Source organism: Streptomyces sp. NPDC002573, from assembly GCF_042889625.1.
Lineage (GTDB): Bacteria > Actinomycetota > Actinomycetes > Streptomycetales > Streptomycetaceae > Streptomyces > Streptomyces gibsoniae.
The window spans coordinates 89,528-110,937 of the sequence record NZ_JBIARC010000022.1; the positions used below are offsets into that span (position 1 = coordinate 89,528).

Annotated in this window: 22 protein-coding genes and 1 pseudogene; 9 read left to right on the forward strand and 14 right to left on the reverse strand. The window is 71.4% G+C overall.

Going from position 1 to position 21,410, the window contains the following annotated elements; all coding sequences use genetic code 11:
* Nucleotides 1-23: 23 nt before the first annotated feature.
* Nucleotides 24-536: a DinB family protein gene (locus ACFYX0_RS21760; RefSeq protein WP_355918393.1), complete on the forward strand. Its 513-nt coding sequence runs from the start codon at nucleotides 24-26 to the stop codon at nucleotides 534-536.
* Between the two features lie 590 nt (nucleotides 537-1,126).
* Here ACFYX0_RS21760 and ACFYX0_RS21765 read toward each other — a convergent pair.
* The 8 genes from ACFYX0_RS21765 to ACFYX0_RS21800 all read right to left on the reverse strand — a co-directional run bounded on the left by ACFYX0_RS21765 (nucleotide 1,127) and on the right by ACFYX0_RS21800 (nucleotide 9,004).
* On the reverse strand, nucleotides 1,127-1,681 hold the full coding sequence (locus ACFYX0_RS21765) for a hypothetical protein (RefSeq protein ID WP_388972396.1): 555 nt from the start codon (nucleotides 1,679-1,681) through the stop codon (nucleotides 1,127-1,129).
* Nucleotides 1,682-1,840: 159 nt separating this feature from the next.
* On the reverse strand, nucleotides 1,841-2,524 hold the full coding sequence (gene ung / locus ACFYX0_RS21770; RefSeq protein WP_311699642.1) for a uracil-DNA glycosylase: 684 nt from the start codon (nucleotides 2,522-2,524) through the stop codon (nucleotides 1,841-1,843).
* Between the two features lie 91 nt (nucleotides 2,525-2,615).
* Entirely contained in the window at nucleotides 2,616-4,196 is a 1,581-nt protein-coding gene (locus ACFYX0_RS21775; RefSeq protein ID WP_355918402.1) for an ABC transporter substrate-binding protein, read from the reverse strand.
* A 194-nt stretch (nucleotides 4,197-4,390) separates the two neighbouring features.
* Complete coding sequence (locus ACFYX0_RS21780; protein ID WP_355918405.1) at nucleotides 4,391-5,149, reverse strand: SDR family oxidoreductase; 759 nt, start codon at nucleotides 5,147-5,149, stop codon at nucleotides 4,391-4,393.
* Between the two features lie 19 nt (nucleotides 5,150-5,168).
* Nucleotides 5,169-5,930, reverse strand: a complete 762-nt coding sequence (gene fabG, locus ACFYX0_RS21785; protein ID WP_388972400.1) for a 3-oxoacyl-ACP reductase FabG — start codon at nucleotides 5,928-5,930, stop codon at nucleotides 5,169-5,171.
* Nucleotides 5,931-6,091: 161 nt separating this feature from the next.
* Nucleotides 6,092-6,505, reverse strand: a complete 414-nt coding sequence (locus ACFYX0_RS21790) for a DUF3037 domain-containing protein (protein WP_388972403.1) — start codon at nucleotides 6,503-6,505, stop codon at nucleotides 6,092-6,094.
* Nucleotides 6,502-7,266 (reverse strand): HipA family kinase, encoded by a 765-nt coding sequence (locus ACFYX0_RS21795; RefSeq protein ID WP_355918412.1) that lies wholly within the window; start codon nucleotides 7,264-7,266, stop codon nucleotides 6,502-6,504. The genes ACFYX0_RS21790 and ACFYX0_RS21795 overlap by 4 nt, the downstream gene beginning before the upstream one ends.
* A 301-nt stretch (nucleotides 7,267-7,567) precedes the next feature.
* Entirely contained in the window at nucleotides 7,568-9,004 is a 1,437-nt protein-coding gene (locus tag ACFYX0_RS21800) for a carboxypeptidase regulatory-like domain-containing protein (protein ID WP_388972405.1), read from the reverse strand.
* A 132-nt stretch (nucleotides 9,005-9,136) separates the two neighbouring features.
* Here ACFYX0_RS21800 and ACFYX0_RS21805 point away from each other — a divergent pair, with 132 nt between their 5' ends.
* The 3 genes from ACFYX0_RS21805 (at nucleotide 9,137) to ACFYX0_RS21815 (ending at nucleotide 11,226) form a co-directional block, all read left to right on the forward strand.
* Nucleotides 9,137-9,760 (forward strand): TetR/AcrR family transcriptional regulator, encoded by a 624-nt coding sequence (locus tag ACFYX0_RS21805; protein WP_388972407.1) that lies wholly within the window; start codon nucleotides 9,137-9,139, stop codon nucleotides 9,758-9,760.
* Nucleotides 9,761-9,872: 112 nt separating this feature from the next.
* Nucleotides 9,873-10,481: a flavin reductase family protein gene (locus ACFYX0_RS21810; RefSeq protein WP_355918420.1), complete on the forward strand. Its 609-nt coding sequence runs from the start codon at nucleotides 9,873-9,875 to the stop codon at nucleotides 10,479-10,481.
* Nucleotides 10,482-10,719: 238 nt separating this feature from the next.
* Entirely contained in the window at nucleotides 10,720-11,226 is a 507-nt protein-coding gene (locus tag ACFYX0_RS21815) for a Rieske (2Fe-2S) protein (protein WP_355918423.1), read from the forward strand.
* 10 nt (nucleotides 11,227-11,236) lie between these two features.
* On the opposite strand, the gene ACFYX0_RS21820 is transcribed toward ACFYX0_RS21815, so the two are convergent.
* Entirely contained in the window at nucleotides 11,237-11,887 is a 651-nt protein-coding gene (locus tag ACFYX0_RS21820) for a cysteine hydrolase (protein WP_388972411.1), read from the reverse strand.
* A gap of 262 nt (nucleotides 11,888-12,149) precedes the next feature.
* Here ACFYX0_RS21820 and ACFYX0_RS21825 point away from each other — a divergent pair, with 262 nt between their 5' ends.
* Nucleotides 12,150-12,611 (forward strand): pyridoxamine 5'-phosphate oxidase family protein, encoded by a 462-nt coding sequence (locus tag ACFYX0_RS21825; protein WP_311699631.1) that lies wholly within the window; start codon nucleotides 12,150-12,152, stop codon nucleotides 12,609-12,611.
* A gap of 21 nt (nucleotides 12,612-12,632) precedes the next feature.
* Here the strand turns inward: ACFYX0_RS21825 and ACFYX0_RS21830 are convergent, their stop codons facing one another.
* Nucleotides 12,633-13,541 carry a LysR family transcriptional regulator gene (locus ACFYX0_RS21830; protein WP_388972413.1) on the reverse strand — a complete coding sequence of 303 codons (909 nt, stop codon included), beginning with the start codon at nucleotides 13,539-13,541 and terminating at the stop codon, nucleotides 12,633-12,635.
* A gap of 74 nt (nucleotides 13,542-13,615) precedes the next feature.
* On the opposite strand from ACFYX0_RS21830, the gene ACFYX0_RS21835 reads away from it, so the two are divergent.
* Nucleotides 13,616-14,569, forward strand: a complete 954-nt coding sequence (locus ACFYX0_RS21835) for a DMT family transporter (RefSeq protein WP_388972415.1) — start codon at nucleotides 13,616-13,618, stop codon at nucleotides 14,567-14,569.
* Nucleotides 14,570-14,612: 43 nt separating this feature from the next.
* On the opposite strand, the gene ACFYX0_RS21840 is transcribed toward ACFYX0_RS21835, so the two are convergent.
* Nucleotides 14,613-15,872: an MFS transporter gene (locus ACFYX0_RS21840; RefSeq protein WP_388972418.1), complete on the reverse strand. Its 1,260-nt coding sequence runs from the start codon at nucleotides 15,870-15,872 to the stop codon at nucleotides 14,613-14,615.
* 125 nt (nucleotides 15,873-15,997) lie between these two features.
* Here ACFYX0_RS21840 and ACFYX0_RS21845 point away from each other — a divergent pair.
* Nucleotides 15,998-16,206, forward strand: a pseudogene (locus ACFYX0_RS21845) (LysR family transcriptional regulator); the annotation flags it as partial.
* Nucleotides 16,207-16,375: 169 nt separating this feature from the next.
* On the opposite strand, the gene ACFYX0_RS21850 reads toward ACFYX0_RS21845, so the two are convergent.
* Nucleotides 16,376-17,707, reverse strand: coding sequence for an aminotransferase class I/II-fold pyridoxal phosphate-dependent enzyme (locus ACFYX0_RS21850; protein WP_388972420.1), 1,332 nt, complete (start codon nucleotides 17,705-17,707; stop codon nucleotides 16,376-16,378).
* A gap of 36 nt (nucleotides 17,708-17,743) precedes the next feature.
* On the opposite strand from ACFYX0_RS21850, the gene ACFYX0_RS21855 reads away from it, so the two are divergent.
* Both ACFYX0_RS21855 and ACFYX0_RS21860 read left to right on the forward strand, forming a co-directional pair.
* A complete protein-coding gene (locus tag ACFYX0_RS21855; protein ID WP_355918448.1) occupies nucleotides 17,744-18,427 on the forward strand; it encodes a pyridoxamine 5'-phosphate oxidase family protein in 684 nt (227 codons plus the stop codon).
* Complete coding sequence (locus ACFYX0_RS21860; protein ID WP_388972422.1) at nucleotides 18,427-19,059, forward strand: FMN-binding negative transcriptional regulator; 633 nt, start codon at nucleotides 18,427-18,429, stop codon at nucleotides 19,057-19,059. The genes ACFYX0_RS21855 and ACFYX0_RS21860 overlap by 1 nt, the downstream gene beginning before the upstream one ends.
* 56 nt (nucleotides 19,060-19,115) lie before the next feature.
* Here the strand turns inward: ACFYX0_RS21860 and ACFYX0_RS21865 are convergent, their stop codons facing one another.
* Together ACFYX0_RS21865 and ACFYX0_RS21870 are read right to left on the reverse strand one after the other, a co-directional pair.
* Complete coding sequence (locus tag ACFYX0_RS21865) at nucleotides 19,116-20,066, reverse strand: DMT family transporter (RefSeq protein WP_388972424.1); 951 nt, start codon at nucleotides 20,064-20,066, stop codon at nucleotides 19,116-19,118.
* A 178-nt stretch (nucleotides 20,067-20,244) separates the two neighbouring features.
* Nucleotides 20,245-21,249 carry a DMT family transporter gene (locus ACFYX0_RS21870; RefSeq protein ID WP_388972426.1) on the reverse strand — a complete coding sequence of 335 codons (1,005 nt, stop codon included), beginning with the start codon at nucleotides 21,247-21,249 and terminating at the stop codon, nucleotides 20,245-20,247.
* Nucleotides 21,250-21,410 lie beyond the last annotated feature (161 nt).

The window sequence follows — 21,410 nt, forward strand, 5'->3', positions numbered from 1 at the left end:
TGAGGGTGGGCCAGGATGCCGACATGACTGCCCAGCGCCCCTCACCCGCCCCGAACGCCGACGAACGAGCCATGCTGGAAGGCTGGCTCGACTATCACCGACACACGCTCGCCTGGAAGTGCGAGGGTCTCACCGACGCCCAGCTCAGGACCGCCGCGGTGGAACCGTCCGAGCTGTCCTTGATGGGGCTCGTGCGGCACATGGCGGAAGTGGAACGCGGCTGGTTCCGCAAGGTGCTCGTCGGTGACGACCCCGGGCCCATCTACTTCAGCGACGAGGACATGGACGGGGAGTTCCACCTCACCGAGGAGGACACCTGGGAGACGGCGTACGCCACCTGGCAGGGGGAGATCGAGATCGCCCGGCGGCACGCCGCCGGACTCGGGCTGGACGATCTCTCCCAGGGCCGTAGCCGGTTCACCGACGAGCCCTTCAACCTGCGCTGGATATACACCCACATGATCGAGGAGTACGCCCGTCACAACGGGCACGCCGATCTGATCCGCGAACGGATCGACGGGGCCACCGGGGAGTGAGGTCACCCGTGCGGGGCATCCTCCGCCCGTCGGCGCCCCAAAGCCCGCCGAAACCAGCAGAGTTGCGCGGGTGCAGCGAACGACGACGAGTGCGACGCTCCTGGTCACCATGGCCGTCTCGGCCCTCTCCGGCTGTGTGACCGTCCAGCGGCCGTCCGCTCCGCTCCCGCCCCGGGCACCCTCGCAGTCCTCGGCGCCTCGGGCGGAGGGCAGCGTGGCACCCCACGTGGTGCAGGCCCCGGCGCGGGAGGCGCTGGAGCGGGTCGGGGCCTCCCGCTCTCCGTCGGCCGGCGCCGACACGGGGCACACGGCTGGAACTGCCCCCACCACCGCGTGGACGGACGCCCCGCACCAGAGGTCCGTGTCCGCGCATCCGAGGCGTGAGCATCCCGGGCATCGCGCGGAGGCACCAGCGGCGGCTCCCGCTCCCTTCCCCGGGAACGCGGACGTGTGCGCGCTCGGCCGCAGCTACGGAGGGTGGCGACCGGGCAGCCCGGAGGCGGACATCTGCAGAAGCACCTACGGCCGGTGAGCGGGCGCGGCACCGCACCGCCGTCAGGCCGCCACCCCGGGTCCGTGACGACCCGCGTTCACGACCGGCGTCTCGGGGGCCCCAGGGTCTCTCCACCGGGGCCCTCCGGGGGGCCCGGCTCGGGTGGGCTGTTCATCGGGGTCTCCGCGAGCCGCCGCTCCAGGCGGGCGATCGCCGTTCTGATGCCGTCGCCGTAGCCGTCGTCGCCGAGCGAGTCGGCCGTGCCGCGCGCCCGGCTGAGATGGGAGCGCGCGGCCTCGGAGCGGCCCAGCTTCACATAGTCCGCGGCCAGGTTCAGATGCAGGGAGGGGAAGAACGCGCGGACGGCGAGCGCCCCGTCGTCTCCGGCGAGGCGCTCGTCGCTGAGTTCCTCGGCGGCCGACAGCGCTCTGAGGTCCCAGGCCAGCTCGTCCGTCGGGTCGTCCTGGGTGTCCGCCATGTAGTGCGCCACCGTGCAGCGGTGCAGCGGGTCGCCGTCCTCGCCGATCTCGGCCCACAGGCCCAGGAAGCGGTCCCGGGCCTCCTCGCGGTCGCCGCCGTGGTGCAGCATGACGACCTGACCGATCCGGCCCATCACGGCGTCCCGCGCCGCCTGCCCCTGTCGCTCCGCCACCGCGTCCTCCACGCTCGTCGCCCGTCACCACGACGCTAGCCGCCCCCGCCGACAATCACGCTCAGGCGGCTCCGCAGGACGCTGGGCCAAGCCGGTGACGACACGGGACGACCGGTGGCCGGGCGGGTCCGGACCGGGATCCGGGCCGCCCCGCGCCGCTCACTTCAGGTTGGGGATCGTCCAGTCGATCGGCTCGTGTCCCTGCCGGGCCACCGCCTCGTCGATCTGCGTGAAGGGGCGCGATCCGAAGAACTTCTTCGCCGACAGCGGCGAGGGGTGCGCACCCTTGACGACGACATGCCGGGTCTCGTCGATGAGGGGAAGCTTCTTCTGCGCGTAGTTGCCCCACAGCACGAACACCGCCGGATCGGGTCGGCCGGCCACGGCGCGGATCACCGCGTCCGTGAACTTCTCCCAGCCTCGGCCCTTGTGCGAGTTCGCCTCACCGGCACGCACCGTGAGCACCGCGTTCAGCAGCAGCACGCCCTGCTCGGCCCACGGCATCAGATAGCCGTTGTCCGGGATCGGCGTGCCCAGTTCCTGCTGCATCTCCTTGTAGATGTTCCGCAGCGAGGGCGGGGTCTTCACCCCGGGACGCACGGAGAAGCAGAGGCCGTGTCCCTGGCCCTCGCCGTGGTACGGGTCCTGACCGAGGACGAGCACCTTCACCTTGTCGTAGGGCGTGGCGTCGAGCGCGGCGAAGACCTCTTCGCGAGGAGGGTAGACGGGACCCTTGGCGCGCTCCTCCTCGACGAACTCCGTCAGCTCCTTGAAGTAGGGCTGCTGCAGTTCGTCGCCCAGAACGCCCCGCCAGGACTCCGGCAGCATGGCGATGTCGGTCACGTCAACTTCCTCCGATGTGCGGTCACTTCCAGGTCAAGAACCTACAGGCGACCACTGACAACCGGTGCCCGAACCCCGCCCGGGGCCCGGTCTACCAGCTGGTCTTGCGGGACAGCTCCCACATCAGCATGATCGTCGACGGGTCCAGGGCCTGCTCCCCGCCGGAGATGTCCTCGTTGGCCGCGACGAACTGCTTGCCCTGCCACAGCGGCAGCAGCCGGGCGTCGTCGACGAGGATCTGCTGGGCCTGCTGGAACTCCTCGACCACCTTCGCACGGTCGCTCTCGCGCCGGGACTCGGGCAGCAGCACCCCGGTGATCTTCGGCGCCGGGTAGGGCGTACCGAGCGCGTTCTGCTGGCCCACGAAGGGGGCGATGAAGTTCTCGGCGTCGGGGAAGTCGGGGAACCAGCCGCGCCCGAACACCGGGTACTCGCCCTTGCGGTAGCCCTCCTCGTAGGTCTTCCAGGGGCGGCTCTCGAGGGTGACGGTGAACAGACCGGAGCCTTCGAGCTGGCTCTTGAGCTCCTGGAACTCCGGGCCGGTCTCGGAGCCGTAGCGGTCGGTGGTGTACCAGAGGGTGAGCGGGACCTTGCCGGTGATGTGCGCGTCCGACAGGATCTTGCGCGCCTTGGGGACACTGGGGTCCCCGTAGTCGTCGAAGAAGCCCGCGGTGTGCCCGGTGAGCCCCTTGGGGACCATCGAGTACAGCGGGTCGACGGTGTCCTTGTACACCTTGTGGGCGATCGCCGGGCGGTCGACGATCTGGGCGACGGCGCGGCGCACGGCGAGTTTCCCCGCCCAGGGGTCCTTGGGGTTGAACACGAGGTAGCTGATCTCGGTGCCCGCGCCCTCGATGAGCTGGAGCGACTCCTTGGAGGCCTGGTTCTGCAGGGCGACGATGTCGGGGGCGGCGAGCCCCCGGTAGGTGACGTCGATCTGCTTCTTGCGCAGCGCGGAGACCATCGCGCCCGAGTCCTGGAAGTAGCGGATGGTGACCGCGTCGTTGTGGAGCTCGGCGTACCCCTTGTAGTGGGTGTTGCGGACGAGCTCGGCCTGCTTGCCCTCCTGGTACGCCTTGAGGCTGTAGGGGCCGGAGCCGAGGACCTTGCCGTCCTTGCGCAGCGAGCCGGCCGGGTAGGCGTCGGGATCGACGATCGACATGGCGGGGGTGGCCAGCACGAAGGGGAACGTGGCGTCGGGCTTGTTGAGGTGGAAGACGATCTCCCGGTCGCCGCGCGTGGTGATGTTGTCGAGGCTGCCCAGCAGGCCCGCGGGGCCGCCCGCCACGTTGATCGTGCGGATCCGGTCGATGGAGTACTTCACGGCGCGCGCGTCCAGCGCTCTTCCGTCGGAGAAGGTCATGCCCTTGTGCAGCACACAGTGGTAGACGCGGTTCGTGGCGTCGGTGAAGGCGCAGAAGTCCGCTGCGTCGGGCTGGGGCACCGACGCACCGGTCGGGTAGCTCAGCAGGGTCTGGTAGATGTTGCGGAACAGTTCCCAGGAGCCGTCCCAGGACGCGGCGGGGTCGAGTGTGCTGGGGGCGCTGGTGGTGCCGACGACGATCGGCGCCTTGTCGTCGGAGGAACCCGAGGAGAGCGCGCCGCAGCCGGCCACCAGGGATATGGACGCGATCGCCGCCAGCGGACGCAGACAACGGTTCGGGTTGAACACGCGCACACTCCTCGATCAGCCGTTCCAGGGGTTGGCGGCAGACCCTACCGCAGCCTCCGGCCGCCCGGACCGAGTTCGCGAAGTGGTTGTGATCAGCGCGTATATGACGACGTTGTCATCCGTCTGTGTGTCTCGTACACGTCGACACGGGCGCCCTTTCTGTCCACGGGCGCCCGTGTCGGCGACTCACCTCATCAGACTCCGGCGTTCAGGAACATGCCGCCGTCGACGACGAGCGTCTGACCGGTGATCCAGTCGGACTGGTCCGACGTCAGGAACGCGGCGGTGCCACCGATGTCCGAGGGCACACCGAGCCGGCGGAGCGGATAGGCCGCGGCGGCCTCCTCCTCCCGGCCCTCGTACAGGGCCTGCGCGAACTTCGTCTTCACCACGGCCGGGGCGATGGCGTTGACCCGCACCAGGGGCGCGTACTCGTGCGCGAGCTGCATGGTCAGGTTGATCATGGCGGCCTTGCTGATGCCATAGGCGCCTATGAACGGCGAGGCGGAAAGGCCGGCCACCGAGGCGATGTTGACGATCGCGCCGCCGTTCTCCTTCTGCCAGGCGTGCCAGGTCCGCTGGGCGAAGCCGAGCGCCGAGACGACGTTGGTCTCGAACACCTTGCGCGCCACGTTGAGGTCCAGGTCGGCGATCGGGCCGAAGACCGGGTTCGTCCCGGCGTTGTTGACCAGGAAGTCGACCCGGCCGAAGGCCTCCATGGTGCGGTCCACGGCCGCGGCCTGGTGGCCTTCGTCGTGGGCCTTGCCGGCGACACCGATGACGCGGTCGGCGCCGAGCTTCTCGACGGCCTCCTTGAGGGCGTCCTCGTTGCGGCCGGTGATGCAGACCCGGTCGCCGCGGGCGACCAGCGCCTCGGCGACGCCGTAGCCGATGCCGCGGCTGGCGCCCGTGACGAGGGCGACCTTGCCGGAGAGTTCGGGCAGTTCCGTCATTTTCGTGTTCTCCTCGGCCCTAGTCGAGCGGCCCGCCGGCCACGTACAGCACCTGGCCGGAGACGAATCCGGCCGCCTCGCCCGTGAAGAAGGCGATCGCGTTGGCGATGTCGTCGGGCTCGCCGACGCGCTGCACGGGGATCTGGGTGGCGGCCACGGCCTTGAAGTCGTCGAAGCCCATGCCGACCCGGTCGGCGGTGGCCTTGGTCATCTCGGTGGCGATGAAGCCGGGGGCGACGGCGTTGGCGGTGATGCCGAACTTGCCCAGCTCCTTGGCCAGGGTCTTGGTGAAGCCCTGCAGACCGGCCTTGGCGGCGGAGTAGTTCACCTGTCCGCGGTTGCCGAGCGCGGAGGACGAGGAGAGGTTCACGATCCGGCCGAAGTTCGCGTCGACCATGTGCTTCTGGCAGGCCCGCGACATCAGGAAGGCGCCGCGCAGGTGCACGTTCATGACGGTGTCCCAGTCCGAGACGCTCATCTTGAACAGCAGGTTGTCGCGGAGCACACCCGCGTTGTTGACGAGGATCGTCGGCGCGCCCAGCTCCTCGGCGATGCGGGCCACGGCCGCCTCGACCTGCGCCTCGTCCGAGACGTCGCAGCCGACGGCGATGGCCTTGCCGTCCGTGGCGGTGATCTTCTCGACGGTGTCCTTGCACGCGGCCTCGTCGAGGTCGATCACCGCGACCGCACGGCCCTCGGCCGCCAGCCGTACGGCGGTGGCCGCGCCGATGCCGCGCGCGCCGCCGGTCACGACGGCGACCCGCTGCTCAGTGGTGGACATTGCTGGTTCTCCTCGCCCTTGGAAAGCCCTAAACACCTTCGGAACGTCTGCGGCTCCCGCGGTACGCCCGATGGGTGAGCGACCGCTTAGTACCTTCAGCAGACGTGACGCTAGAAGCCCTGGCACCCGGTGTCAACGGCACACCGGGTGCATGTGATCCATTACCTCACCAGGAGGTCGAGCAACCGCTCGGTCTCGGCCGCCGGGTCGGTGGTCAGTCCGGTGTGCACCGGTCCGGGCTGGACGACCGTCGAGCGGGGCGCGATCAGCCAGCGGAAGCGCCGTCCGGCGTCGTCGCCCGCCGCCTGCCCGGCCGACGCGCCCCCCGCGCACACGTTCTCGACGGCGCTCAGCGCGGCCCGCACGCCCGCCACGTTCGCCTCGGGGTCGAGGGCCAGCAGCCGGGCCTCGTCGAGGTGGGTGCGGGCGCCGACGTAGGCCTTGGCGCGGCAGTAGACGAGCACGCCCGCGTTGATGCACTCCCCGCGCTCCACCCGCGGCACGACCCGGAGCAGGGCGTACTCGAAGACCTCCCGGTCGCTCACCCGGCTGCTGACGATGTGGCGCTCGGTCACCGCGCCTCCTCGATTCCGTTGATGCGTTCGTGGACGACGGCGGCGCGGGCGAGCAGCGGCCGGGCGTACGCGCGGCGCAGCGCGTCCGGGGTGTCGAAGCCGGGCTCGCCGGTCAGCCACGCGTCCGGGATCTCGGCGGTCACCTCGGCCAGCAGCTCTTCGGTGACCAGGGGCGCGAGGGCGGCGGCCGCGCCCGCGACGTCGGGTGCGAAGGGGAGCAGGGCGTGGTCGGAGGCGTCGTAGGGCCGCGCGGCGGAGGTCTCGGCGCCAGGCCAGTTGTGGTGCCAGATCATGGTGGCACCGTGGTCGATGAGCCACAGGTCGCCGTGCCACATCAGCAGGTTGGGGTTGCGCCAGGAGCGGTCGACATTGCCCACCAGCGCATCGAACCAGACGATCCGCCCGGCCTCCTCGGGACCGATCCCGAACGCGAGCGGGTCGTAGCCGATCGCGCCGCTGAGGAAGTCCATCCCGAGGTTGAGTCCGCCACTCGCCTTGAGGAGTTCCTGCACTTGCTGGTCGGGCTCGCCGAGCCCCAGGACGGGATCGAGATCGACCGTCACCAGCGGGGGCACCCGGAAGCCCAGCCGGCGGGCGAGTTCGCCGCAGACGACCTCGGCGACCAGGGTCTTACGGCCCTGGCCCGCGCCGCTGAACTTCATGACGTAGATCCCGCGGTCGTCGCCCTCGACGAGCCCCGGCAGCGAGCCGCCCTCACGCAGGGGCGTGATGTAGCGAGTTGCGGTGACCCCCCTCAGCATCTTCCGGGGCCCTGCAGCTCGTTCGTCTTACGTTCCACGGTCAACTCCCAAGGGACACAAGCGCGCCCCTTACGTCCGGCCTCCGGCATGAAGTGAGCATAGTAACCGAGCGTGACAGTCGGCGAGGTGCCGGCCAGGTGCTCCCAGCGCGCGCTGCCGAGGAGGGAACCCGTTCTCGGCTGCCCAAGGGCCCCGCACGGCCGGCCGGGTTCTGATACGGACAGCTGTGGCCGTTCCACGTCGGCGCCGCGCCCGGAGGCCCGCGCCGACATCCGCTACGGCCACCGCGGCGCGCGCATGGTCACGACAGCGTGCCGGCCGCGTGCTCCGGCCTGGCGTGGCGCCCCTGCGGCCTGCCGTGGAGGACGAAGTCCGCCCGGGCCGTCACCCCGGTCTGCAGCAGCGTCTGGTGCACCATCGGGTGCCGGCCGTACGCCGAGACCACGATGCTGAGGTACCCCTCGGGGAGGCCGGTCGCGGCGTACTCGCCGGCCTCGTTGGTCACACTGCGCACCAGTTGGCGTCCCCGTGCGTCGACGACGGTCACCGCGGCGCCACGGACGGGATGTCCCTCGGGGTCCTGGACCCGGCCGCTGAGGACCGGCACCGGCCGGCCGAAGTGATGCGCGTGCACCGGGAGTGCTGCCGGTACGGGCGCTTCGAGCGTCGGGTCCTCGACCGGAGGCTCCTCCACGATCTCCGTTTCCTCGTCGAACTCGTCGAACCCGTCGGTCTCGTCCGTCTCGTCGTCCTCGACGGCCAGCGCCATGGCCTTGCGCTTGCGCAGCCAGTAGTCGAGGCCCAGCAGGACGACGCCGGCCACGAACCAGGCACACAGCACCAGGACCGGCTTGAGCACCCCGGCCCCGTCGAAGTAGAAGACCCCCCGCAGCGCGTCGATCGCGTTGGCCAGCGGCATCACCTGGGAGACGTGCTGGAAGAACGTCGGCAGCATCGACACGGCGACGGCGCCGCCACTGGTCGGGATGCTCATCACGATGAACAGGCCCATGGCCACGGCCGGGAAGAACTGCCGGACGAACGGGGCAAGCCCGGAGGCGGCCGTCGCCACCGCCATGGTGAGCGTGAAGGAGACTGCCATCGCCACGGGCTTGTCGGGTATGTAGCCGAGCCCCACGCCGGCGTAGTAGCCGATGACGCTGTACACGGCGGCCACGCCGGCGATGGTGAGGAGCTTCTTGCGCCGGTTGAAGGTCACCGCGCGCAGCAGCGTGGTCGCCAGCACGTAGGCCGGAATGCTCCAGGCCAGCGCGAAGTACAGCAGGGTGGTGCCCAGCTCGTCCTTGGCCTCGGTGGGAGCGACGTCGGTGACGGTGAGATGCCGGTGGCTCCCGGCGGCGACCTGGGTGAACACCTTGGTCAGGGTCTGCTCGAGCGAGGCACCGTTGGCCTTGGCCACGTACAGCACCGGGTGGCGCCGGTCTCCCGCGAATCCCGCCACCGTGTCCCGGTCCAGCACCGACTGCCGTGCCGCCTGGTCGTCGCCGACCGCGGTGACGTCGAACCCGCCGGGCTGCCTGGCGCTCAGCGCGCTGTCGACCCGCTCGGCCACCAGGCGGTCGGCGACCGCCACCTTCACGTGATGCGGCTGCGGTGCGTGCAGCGCGGGTGCGAAGAAGAACAGCATGCCCAGGAAGAGGCACACCGGGAACCAGAGGGCTTCGGCCAGGGTCACGGCCACGGACTGGCCCTTGGTTCGTTCTATCCGTTCCGCCACGGGAACTCCTTATTTCCACCGCGGACGACCGGAGCAGGTGCGATCCGGTCCATGACGCAGAGCAGCCATCGTAATGGATACTTGCAGTACTGCATTTTTGCAGTACTGTAGCGATCATCGGACCACTGGATCATGGGAGACAGGCACATGGAGGGCAGCCGCCCCGACGGGCTGCGCGACCGCAAGAAGCGAGCGACGCGCCGAGCGCTGCAGAGTTCCGCGGTGGACCTCTTCCGTCGCCACGGCCCGGAAGCGGTCACGGTGGAGAGCATCTGCGCCGCCGCCGGAGTCTCCCCTCGTACCTTTTTCAACTACTTCGCCTCGAAGGACGAGGCCGCCTTCATGCTGGAGGAGGGAACGCCCGAGCTGATCGAGGAACGGATCACCGCCCGCCCCGCGGAGGAGACCCCGTTGGAGGCGGTCCGGGCCGTCTTCGTGGCGCGGCTGAGCGAGCTCGCCACCGGCAAGATCTGGCTGGACCGCATGCTTCTGCTGCGCGAGCGTCCGGAGCTGCTGCCACGGATCCTCCTGACCAACCGCACTGTGGAGGACGCGGTGACCAGGGCGGTGGCGACACGCACCGGCCTGCCGGAGCACCACCTCTATGTGCGGACCACCGGGGCGACGGTCTTCGCGGCCCTGCAGGCCGCCATCAGCTGCTGGCAGCCGGACTCCGGGCCGGAGGTGGTCACCCTGGTGACCGAGGCCGTGGAGATGCTGAGCCGAGGGCTGCCGACTCCTCCACGGAACAGCTGACCGGCCGAGCTGCTCTCGGCGCGGTGGCCGAACGTCCCGACCTCGGCCTCGGCGCGACACGCGCTCCCGGTCCTGCGCCAGGCTCGGCCGTACCGGATTCGATACTGAGCGCATGCGCGTCGAATACGACCCTGAGGCGATGAGCAGCGCGGACTTCTACAGGATTTTGACGTCGGTCGTCATTCCACGGCCGATCGCCTGGGTCTCGACCGTCACACCGGACGGAAGTACCGAGAATCTGGCCCCGCACTCCTTCTTCAGCATCGCCAGCACCGCTCCCCCGATCGTCCAGTTCACCTCGATCGGCCGCAAGGACTCCCTCCGAAACGTCGAGGACACCGGGGAGTTCGTCGTCAACTTCTCGTCCGAACCGCTTCTGCACCTGATCAACGCCACCGCCATCGACTTTCCCCGGTCGGTCAGCGAATTCGACACCGCGGGCATCCAGCGTGAGGCCAGCAGATGTGTGCGGCCGCCAAGAGTGGCCAACTCTCATGTGGCTCTGGAGTGCCGTTCGCACACCACACTGCGCATGGGCAACTCCACCCTGGTCTTCGGGCGAGTGCTCCATGCCGTGGTGGACGAGGACTGCATCGTCGACGGCCGGCCCAACAGTGAGCGGCTGCGGCCGCTCACCAAGCTCGGCGGCGACGAGTGGGGCACCCTGGGCGAGGTCCTGCACCTGAACCGCATCCCCTACGAGGAGCCCGGCGCCCACTGATCGGGCGCCTCCGGACCCGCACCGAAAGCCGACCCACCCCACGACCGGACCCGCCGCACAGCGCCCCGGGTGAGGGCGGTCTCTCGCACGTCGCGTCCCTCTGACAGCGGAACGACAGCCGTGTCTTACGCCCGCCTGATCTCGGAGCGGTCAAGATCTCGGCACCATCTGAACAGCGACTGACCCCAGGCCGTACCACCCGACGAACAAGGGAACATCCGTGGAAGGGAACGTCAGCATGACCAGCGAATCGCTCCAGCCCGTCTCGGCACCGGCCCGCCGCACGGTCGTTGCGGCGGTCGGCGCGACGGGACTCGCCGTCGCGCTGACCGCGTGCGGGGGCTCCAACGACAACTCCTCCAGCTCCACCGGCTCGCAGAACGACAGCACGGCCGGCAGCACCAGCACGGCGGGCGGCGGCAGCACGGGCGGCGGTGGCGCCGTGAGCGGCTCCGGCGGGAAGGTGCTCGCCAAGACCGCCGACATCCCCGAGGGCGGCGGCAAGGTCTTCGCCGACCAGGGTGTGGTGGTCACCCAGCCGTCCGCGGGCACGTTCAAGGCGTTCTCGTCCAAGTGCACCCACCAGGGCTGCGCGGTGAAGGACATCGCCAACGGCGTGATCACCTGCCCCTGTCACAACAGCCAGTTCTCCGCGACCGACGGCAGCGTCAAGAAGGGTCCGGCGACCGAGCCGCTGCCCGCCGCGAAGATCTCGGTGTCCGGGGACGAGATCACGCTCGCCTGAACGTACCCGCTCAGGGCCGTGGGGCCCGGTGCCGTGGCGCAAGACAGGCCAGTACCTCGTCCGTGGTCGCGACCGTGGCGACCAACGCGAGGGTGTTGCGGATCATCGCGGGAGTGTAGTCGGGGGGCACTCCCGCGATGGCGTCCGCGGGCACGACCGCGGTGTAGCCGTGATTGACGGCGTCGAAGACGGTGTTGGGGATCGCCACGTTGGCGGAGACTCCGGTGACGATCAGGGTGCGGCAGCCCAGGTTGCGCAGCAGCGCGTCGACCTCGGTGCCCGCGAGGGGCGACAGGCCGTGCAGCCGCCGTACGACGAAGTCCTCCTCCGTCACCTCGATGGGTGCCGCGACGCGGACCGCCGTGGAGCCGGACAACTGCTGCACCGGAAGCCGCTCGGCCGCGTGGAAGAGGCGCGCGTTGCGGTTGGCGCCCCGGCCGTCGGGACGGCGCTCGGCGATCGCGTGGATCACCTGGACCCCGCCCTGGTGAGCGGCCGCCACCAGCCGGGCCACGTTGCCGAGCGCGCCCGAGGAGCGTGCCTGCCGGGCGAGTTCGGGCAGCGCGCTGTCCGGGCCCACCACACCCTGCTGGCACTCGACGGTCATCAGCACGGTGGTGCGCGGCTCGAGGAGTTCGCTGAGCTGTTCGTGCGACGGCATGGCTCCCCTTGTCGTCGATGGCCGGACGGGCGAGCGTAGCGACTGCCGCGGACGGGTGGAAGGCTGACGGGCAGACGTACGACGGAGAGGCGCGGACGTACGACGGGCGAGGGCGGACATACGACGGACACGGGCAGCCGTACCACAACGGCGGACGGCGCAGGACGACCGTTGCGGGCGGGCGCAGAACGCTCCATTCTTTTCTGACGTGATGTCAGAGGATCTCTCTGACACGACGTGGGAGAAGAAGAGGGGGAACCGGATGGCGGAGACTCAGCGCCGAGGCCGGAAGATCATGATGTCGCCCGTCGAGCTGGACGCGTTCCTCGCCACCCAGCGCACCTGCCGGGTCGCGACCGTCTCGGCCGACGGCTCCCCGCATGTGAGCGCCCTGTGGTTCGCCTGGGACGGCACCTCGCTGTGGCTGTACTCCGTGGTGCGCAGCAAGCGCTGGGCCGATCTGCGCCGCGATCCGCGGGTCGCCATCGTCGTGGACACGGGCGAGGAGTACGAGCAACTGCGCGGCGCAGAGCTGTCCGGCACAATCGAGTTCGTGGGCGAGAGTCCCCGCACCGGGGAGCTGTGCGCCGAACTCGACCTGCCGGAGACGTTGTTCGCGCGCAAGAACTTCGGCCTGGACGAGATGCCGTACGACGGCCGCCACGCCTGGCTGCGACTGACCCCGACGAAGATCGTCTCCTGGGACTTCCGCAAGCTGGGCTAGATACGGTCCGTCGGCGGCCCGTCAGCCGGCCGCCACGGCCTGCCCCGCCGCCCGGAGCGCCTCCACCGCCGCCCGGATCGACGGGCGGCGGTCGGCGTCGGCGCGCCAGACCACGTAGACGTGCCGACGCACCTGCTGCCGCAGCGGCACGGTCGCCACTCCGGCCGGCATCGGATCGCGCCCCAGCAGGGGGGCGATGCACACGCCGAGCCCGGCGGCCACCAGGCCCAGCTGGGTGTGGGTCTCGGCGGCCCGGTGGCCGATGCGGGGTTCGACGCCCTTGGACCGCAGGGTGAAGACGAGCCACTCATGGCAGAACTCGCCCTCGCCCCAGGTGATCCACTCGTCGTCGGCGAACTCCCCGAGATCGGCATCCGGCCGGTCGGCGAGCCGGTGTCCCACGGGCACCGCCACATCGGCCGGATCGTCCAGGATCGCCGCCTTGACGAGCCCGTCGGGCAGGGGCATCGGCTTGTTGTACCAGTCGAGGACGACCGCGAGGTCGAGATCGCCGCGCACCACACCGGCGACCCCGGCCTCCGGCTCCAGCTCGCACGAGCGCAGACGCAGAGCGGGGTGGTCCGACCGGAGTGCGGCGAGCGCCGTCGGGAAGAGCCCGCGCGCCGCGGTGGGGAAGGCCGACAGGCGCAGCTCGCCGGCCACCTGCCCGCGCTGTGCCTCCAGATCGGCCTGGGCCAGCTCCACCTGTGACAGGATGCGCGCCGCGTGGTCGGCGAGGAGCCGGCCCGCGTCCGTGAGCCGCACGCCCCGGCCGTTCTTGGCCAGGAGCTGCTGGCCCACCTCGCGCTCCAGCTTGGCCATCTGCTGGGAGACGGCCGAAGTCGTCACATGCAGTCCCTCGGCCGCGCCGCTGACCGAGCCGTGCCGGGCGAGGGCGTCGAAGGTACGAAGGCGCTCGAGGTTCAACATGTAAGTGATCCTACGAGATATCCCGTTTGAAATCTCGATTGTGCTAAGAGGTTGACTGCGCCATGGTTAAGGTCATGAGCACAGTCGCCGCCCAACGAGCCACCGCCGACACCACCGTCGCCCCCCGCCGCCGGACCGCCCTGGACTGGCGGCTCCGTTTCGGCGTCCTGTCGCTGATCTGGGGCTTCAGCTTCCTCTTCATCAAGGTCGGCACACACGCGTACGCGCCGTTCCAGGTCACCCTCGGCCGTCTGGTGTTCGGGACGGCGGTGCTCGCCGCCGCGATGGCCGTCAAGCGCGAACGCCTGCCGCGCGGCCTCCGCACCTGGGGCCATCTCACCGTCGCGGCGTTCCTGCTCAACGCGCTGCCGTTCTCGCTCTTCGCGTACTCGGAGCTGACGGTCCCGTCCACGCTCGCCGGGATCTGCAACGCCACGTCACCTTTGTGGGGCATGGTCCTGTCGCTGGTCGCGCTCTCGGAGGACCGGCCGACGCGGCGCCGGGTCGCGGGGCTCGGCCTCGGCTTCCTGGGTGTGCTCACAGTCCTCGGCGCCTGGCAGGGCTTCCACGGCCTGGACATGACGGGCATGGCCATGGCCCTGCTCGCCTCGCTCAGCTACCCCATCGGCTGGATCTATGTGCGCCGCACCCTGGCCGGCACCAGCCACTCCCATCTGTCCCTGACCGGCGCCCAGCTGTTCCTCGCCACCGTCCAACTGGCCGTGGTCACGCCGCTGTTCACGACCCTGCCGAGCCGCTTCCCGCTGCTCCCGCTGCTCGCGGTCGCGTCCCTCGGCGCGCTGGGCACCGGACTCGCCGTGCTGCTCCAGTACGGTCTGGTCGCGGAGGTCGGACCCACCACGGCCCAGATGGTCACGTACTTCATCCCCGTCATCGCCACCGCCGCGGGAGTGGCGATCCTGGGCGAGTCGCTGACCTGGTCCACCCCGGTCGGAGCGGTGATCGTGCTGGCGGGCGCGGCACTGACCCAGTCCCGGACCAGGCCCGGCGCCCGCGACCGGAGGTAGCGACCGGAGGTAGCGACCGGAGGTAGCGACCGGGGCCTCGGTCTCAAGCCCGATCGACGGCTTCCCGGACTCCGGCGTCCGCGGGCTCGCCCCGGGGCGCGTTCTCGCGGCGCGGGAGCAGCAGCGGGGTGGCCAGGAGGAGGACGCCGGCGGCCGCGAGCGCGGTACGGGGGCTGGTGAGGGCGGCGAGCAGGCCCCACAGGGCGGTCAGGGCCGCGATGGAGGTGCTGCTGCTGACCGACCACGCGGACAGGGTGCGGGCGACCCGGTCAGGGGCGGTGTGGTCGAGCCGGTAGGTGGCCAGCAGGGGGTTGTACACGCCGCAGCAGGTCACCAGGCCCAGTTGGACGACGATGACGAGCACGATCCCGGGGACACCGGGCCGGACGAAGGCCAGTCCGAGCGACCAGCAGGCACGCAGCACTCCGCTGGCGAACAGCAGCTGATGCCGCCCGAACCGCGCCGCGAGGGGCCGCGCGAGGCGTGAGCCGACGAGGCCGCCGACACAGGGGGCCGCGAACGCGAGGGTGTACTGCCAGGGCGCGAACCCGAGGCGGCCCAGCAGCAGGACGGCGAGCAACGGCTCGGAGGCCATGATCAGGCCGTTGACCACGATCGTGTTGAAGAACAGCGGGCGCAGCCCGGGGTGGGTGAGAATGTGGCGCCATCCCTCCAGCAGGTCGGCCGCCCGCATGCGCGCCGCACCGGTGCGCGCGGGGCGCGGCTCGCTGCCGCCGACCGCACGGATGCCCAGGGCCGAGAGCAGATAGCTGACCGCGTCGGCCAGCACGGTGACCACCGGGCCGAACATCCCGATCGCGGCGCCGCCGAGGGGTGGTCCGAGCACCGTCGCGGTCCATGTCGTGGACTCGAACCGGCTGTTCGCGACGAGCAGGTGCTCCGGCGGTACGAGCGTCTTCAGGTACGCGCCGCTGGCCGCCTTGAAGGCGATGTCCGCCGAGGCGACGAGGACGGAGACGACGAGGAGTTGTGCGAAGCCGAGCCCGCCGAGCGCATACGCGACGGGGACGCTGGCCAGCGCCGCGAACCGGGCGAGGTCCATCGTCATCATGACCGGCCGCTTGCGGCGGAACTCCGCCCACGGACCCAGCGGCACCGCGAGTACGGCTCCCACGGCCCGCCCCGCGGCGGCCAGCGCCGCCACCTGGGTCGGCCCGCAGTGCAGCACGAGGACCGCGATCAGGGGAAACGCTCCGAATCCGAGCCCGGTGCCGTACGCGCTGACCGCGTACGCCGCCCACAGCCAGCCGAACCGCCGGCCCAGCGCCCGCCCGCCCGTCATACCCACGCACCCCGCAACCGACCCCGACGACCGCACCCTGACCACCGGTATCAAAGCGAGTGACGGACGGCCGGATCAAACAACCGATGGGCCGGGACATCACAACCATCAGTTGTGTCGTTGCCATGCTCGGCGCGGATCTCGACGCTGTGCGCACCTTCGTGGCCGCCGCCGACGCGGGCCGTTCCAGGACGCCGCAGCCGAGTTGTCGATCACGCAGCAGGCCGTCTCCAAACGCGTCGCCGGCCTGGAGAAGGCCCTCGGTGTGCGGCTGTTCGACCACGACCTCCGCCGGATCGCGCTGCGTGACCCGGAACCGGTCCACCCGCACTCGCTGCTGTGGCACCGGGACAACCCGCACCCGGCCCTCACCGCGCTCCGCGACCATCTGGGCCCCGGGCGGTTCGCGCACTCCGCCGCCGAGACCTGGACACCGACCTGGGTCCAGTGATCGGGACCACCACGACGGCCGACGGCATCCAGGGTGATGCGGCGCTCCCTGACTAGACGTAACTGCGGACGGGCCCCGGGCCGAGGGCGGCGGCGACCGCGTCCGCCAGCGGTCCGGTCTCGTCCTCGGCCAGCGCCGAGACACTGATCCGGATGCCGGGCGGCGCGCTCATCCGGAAGCGGGCGCCGGGCGCGACGGCCCAGCCCGCGTGCAGCAGCCGCGCGACCGCACCGGTCTCGTCCGGCACCGGAACCCACACGTTCATCCCGCTGACCCCGTGGGCCGCGACACCGCGTGCCGCCAGCGCGTCGACGAGTCCGTCGCGACGCCTTCCGTACGCGGCCGCCACCGCCCGCGCGTCCACCGCGCCGTCGGCCCACAGCCGCACCAGGGCCCGCTGCAGGATCCGGCTCACCCATCCGGGCCCCAGCCGCTGCCGCCCCCGGACCCGGTCCACGGTGACGCTGTCGCCGGTGAGCACGGCGAGCCGCAGATCGGGGCCGTACGCCTTGGCGGCCGAGCGCACGAAGGCCCAGTGCCGGGTGACCCCGGCCAGCGGATGCAGGGGCACGTCGACGATCCCGTGACCGTGGTCGTCCTCGATCAGCAGGGTGCCCGGGTGGTCGCGCAGTACCGATCGCAGGGCACGCGCGCGTGCGGCGCTGATCGCGGCACCGGTCGGGTTCTGCGCCCGGTCCGTGACGATCAGTGCCCGCGCCCCGGCGGCCAGGGCCTCGCGCAGGCCGTCCGGGAGGGGCCCTTCGTCGTCGACGGGGACCGGGGCCGTGCGCAGCCCGAGCGCCGGAACGAGGTCGAGGGTCCTGCCCCAGCCCGGATCCTCGACCGCGACCGTGTCCCCCGGCCTCAGATGGGCCGCGAGGACCCGTTCGACGGCGTCCAGCGATCCGGAGACCACGGCGAGCGGCCCGTCCGGCACCCCGTCGGCGTCCAGGGCGGCCCGGGCGAGGCCGGCCAGTTCCGGTTCCACCGCGACATCGCCGTACAGCACCGGGGCGCGGTCGCTCTCGGCCGCCGCGGCCGCGAACGCCTGCGCCAGCGGGGGCAGCAGCGCGGGGTCCGGATTGCCGCTCGACACGTCGCGCACCCCCTCGGGCACGTCCACACGGATGTGGTCCCGGCCCGTCGTGGCCGGCGCCGAGCGCACCCGGCTGCCCCGCCGCCCGGCCGTCTCGATGACCCCGCGTTCCCGCAGCACGCGATACGCGGCGGCGACGGTGTTGGGGTTCACCCCCAGCTCGACCGCCAACTCCCTGAGCGGGGGCAGCAGTTGCCCCGGCTCCAGGTCTCCGGAACCCACCGCACGCTCGACGCTCGCCGCAATCTCTGCTGCGCCTCGCCCTTCGATCCGATACTCTCCTAGCACAAAGCAGATTATGAACTAGTTCAATCGGGAGCACAAATGCGAGGGACCCAGCAGCCGACGTCGCCACCCGCCGCCTACACGCCGACCGACCGCACCGTGCCCACGCGCTCCCCGCAACGGGCGTCGTACGACAAGGACCTGGTGCACGCGATACTCGACGAGGGCTATGTCTGCCATCTCGGCTTCGTCCGCGACGGCGCGCCGGTCGTCCTGCCCACGCTGTACGGCCGGATCGGTGAGCGGCTCTACGTCCATGGCTCGACGGGTTCACGTCCTATGCGGATGTCCGACGCGTCCGACCCCGGGCTCGCGGTCTGTCTCACGGTGACGCACGTGGACGGTCTGGTCCTGGCGCGCTCGGCCTTCCACCACTCGATCAACTACCGGTCCGTGGTGGTGCACGGCATCGCCCACCAGGTCACCGACCCGGCGGAGCGGCAGACCGCCCTGGACGCACTGGTCGACCAGGTGGTGCCGGGCCGCTCGCGCGACTCCCGTCCCGCCGACAAGAAGGAGCTGGCCGCCACGGCCGTGATCCGCCTCGACCTGGACGAGGTCTCCGCCAAGGTGCGCACCGGCGGGGTGAGCGACGAGCCCGAGGACCTCGCCCTCCCCCACTGGGCAGGCGTGATCCCGGTCCGCAAGGAGTACGGCGCCCCGCAGGCCGACGCCGACCTGGCGCCCGGCATCGCGCTGCCGGACTACCTCGGGAGCCTGTGATGCTGATCCATCCCTGGGACGCGCCCCATGACGACGCCGAGTGGCACCACTGGCTGGCCGAGCACGACTTCGGGCAGCTCGCCGTCAACGGACTGCCGGGCGAGCCGCCGTACGTCCAGCCGCTCCACTTCGCCTACGACGCCGAGCGCGGCGAGGCCGTGGGCCACCTGGCGCGGCCGAACCGGCTCTGGGCGGCCCTGGAGGCGAACCCCGACGTGCTGCTCAGCGTGGTCGACGACTATGTGTACGTTCCGGGCCCCTGGCAGGCGGCCCCCGGGGCGCCGTCCGAACACGGCGTGCCCACCAGCTTCTACGCGGCGGTCCAGCTCCGCTGCACGGCCCACATCATCGACGACCCGGCCGAGAAGGCCGAGCTGCTGCACCGTCAGCTCGGCCACTTCCAGCCGGAGGGCGGTTCGGCGCGCCCGGCGGCGGGCGAGGCCCCGTACGGCCGAATGCTGCCCGGCATCCGCGGCCTGCTGCTCGAAGTGACCGACGTCCGGGCCAAGTTCAAGTACGCCGGGAACAAGGCGGACCAGGTGCGGGACCGGATCGAGGCCCGACTGGCGGAGCGGGGCGGCCCCGGGGACGCGGCGGCCCGCCAGCACCTGCTGCGCAGACGGCGGGCGTGAGGGGCCCGGGTACGGGGCCGTCACCGGCACCCGCACCCGCACGCCGACCGGTTCCGTCACACGAGGACCGGCTCCTCCCTCGGCACCCGCGCCCCACGTGCCTCGGTCACGGCGAGGCCCGCGACCGAGCCGAGCATCAGCGCGGTGCCGACGACGCTCGCCGCCGTGAGCCGCTCGCCCAGCAGGGCGACGGCGAGCACCGCCGCGCTGACCGGTTCGATCAGCATCACGACGGACACGGTGGCGGACCGCACGACGGCCGCGCCCGCGAAGTAGAGGGCATAGGCCAGGGCCGTGGGCACCGCGGCGATGTACGCCACCGTCCACCCGAGGCGCAGCGGTTCGGCGGTGTGCGGCAACAGCCCCTCGGCCAGGGCGAACGGCAGCAGGATCAGGGTGGTGACCGCGAACGTCGGCACAGTGGTGCCGGATCCGTCGCCCGCGCCGTCGCGACCCCACCTGCGGGTGAGCAGGGTCATGACCGAGTACCCGGCCGCCGACACCACGGCGAGCAGCACGCCCCACGGGCGCACGGTCGCGCCCCCGTTGCCGAGGACGAGCACCCCGAGCCCGGCGAGTGCTCCGACGACGGCGGTCGCCCCGCCCCGGCTGAGGTGCTCCCCCAGCGTGAGGCGGGCGCCGAGCGCGATGAGCACGGGGCCGGCGCCGAGGGTGACGACGGTCGCCACGGCGAGTCCGGTGGCCGAGACCGCCGCGAAGTAGGCGGTCTGGAACACGGCGAGACCGAGGCCGGTCGCCCCCGCCCGCAGCGCCCTGCACCCCAGTGGTTCCCGCACGGTGGTGCGGGCGCGCGGGCGCAGCATACGGGCGGCGAGCAGCAGGACGAGCCCGGCCGCGCAGCGCCAGAAGGAGAGGGCGACGGGCCCCATGTCACTGGTCCGGTAGACCAGGGAGGCGGCCGCGCCCGCGGTGCCCCAGGCGACACCGGCGACGATCAGATAGAGCAGGCCTCGCCCGACGGGCAGGCCGGCGACAGCATTCGGCATGTTGTGGTCTCCGCAGATACGCAGAAGTTCGGAAAGGGCCCGCGAACATCGGGGCCGTGGACTTCTTCTGCGGGCAGCACCGTTCCGCCCGGCGGCGTGCCGGGCGTGGATTCCGGGGGCCCGCCCTCAGGCGGCCGGGGGCGGAAGAACGAGTGCGTCCGAATGCATAGGCGACACCTTAGGCAGCCGTGCCGCGGACGGACAAATCCCTTTCCGTGCCGCTGCTCGCGACCGGTTCCGGCGAACCCTTCGTGGGCGCCGAGGACTGGGCGATGAACGCGCCCACCAGGACGACCGCCCCACCGGCGAGTTGCGGCGCCGAGAGGTGCTCGCCGAGCAGCACCCAGGCCAGCACGGTGGCGATCACCGCTTCCAGGCAGGCCACGACGCCGGCCACCTGGGGAGAGAGCCGGCGCACGGACAGCACACCGGTGACATAGGCGAGGACCGTGGCGATCAGCACGATCCAGGCGAGCAGCACAACGGCCGGGACCGGGGTGCCGTTCATGTCCGCGCTGCCGGCGAGGACGGACCAGTCCATGGTCCACGGGCGGGCGACAACCGTCAGTACGGCGGCCCCGACGAGCAGTCCGTACGCGATGACGCCGAGCGGGTCCGGGGCCTGCTCGCCCGCCTCGGTGCCCTGGTCGGCCAGGACGAAATAGCCGACCTGGCAGCAGGCGGCGCCGAGCGCGAGCAGCACGCCGACGGGGTCGAAGCTCAGCCCCGACCACACCTCCACGACACAGGCGAGTCCGCCGACCGCGAGGACCACGCCGACCGCAGCGGCGCGGGTGACGGGCCGCCGTTGGACGAGGCGCACCCAGCCGAGCACGAGCGCGGGCGCGAGGTACTCGATGAGCAGGGCGACGCCGACGGGTATGCGGGAGAGGGCGGCGAAGTAGCAGGCCTGGACGCCGGCCACGGCGAGCAGCCCGAAACCTATGAGCAGTGCGGGGCGAGCGCGCAGCAGCGCGCGGTGGCGTACGGCGAGCGGGAGCACCACGAGCGCGGCGCCCGTGACCCGCAGCCACACCACATGGAGCGGGTCGAGGCCCGCCTCGATCAGCGGCTTCGCCGCGACACCGGACCCGCCGAAAGCGAGCGCCGACGCAAGGGCGAGCCCGAGGCCGACGCCCCGGTCACGGCCGCCCCGAGTCCCCTGAGACGTGTGCATCGGCACATGATGACAGGCGTCGACATGAGCGTCACCCGGATAGCACCTGTCTCAGGGGCTGGACGCGGCACCACCCTCGGCGGCGAACACGGCTCTGCCTCGGGGACGCGGACTTGGGGGGCAGGACGCGGCAGCAGCTTCGGCGGCGGACACGGCTCTGCCTCGGG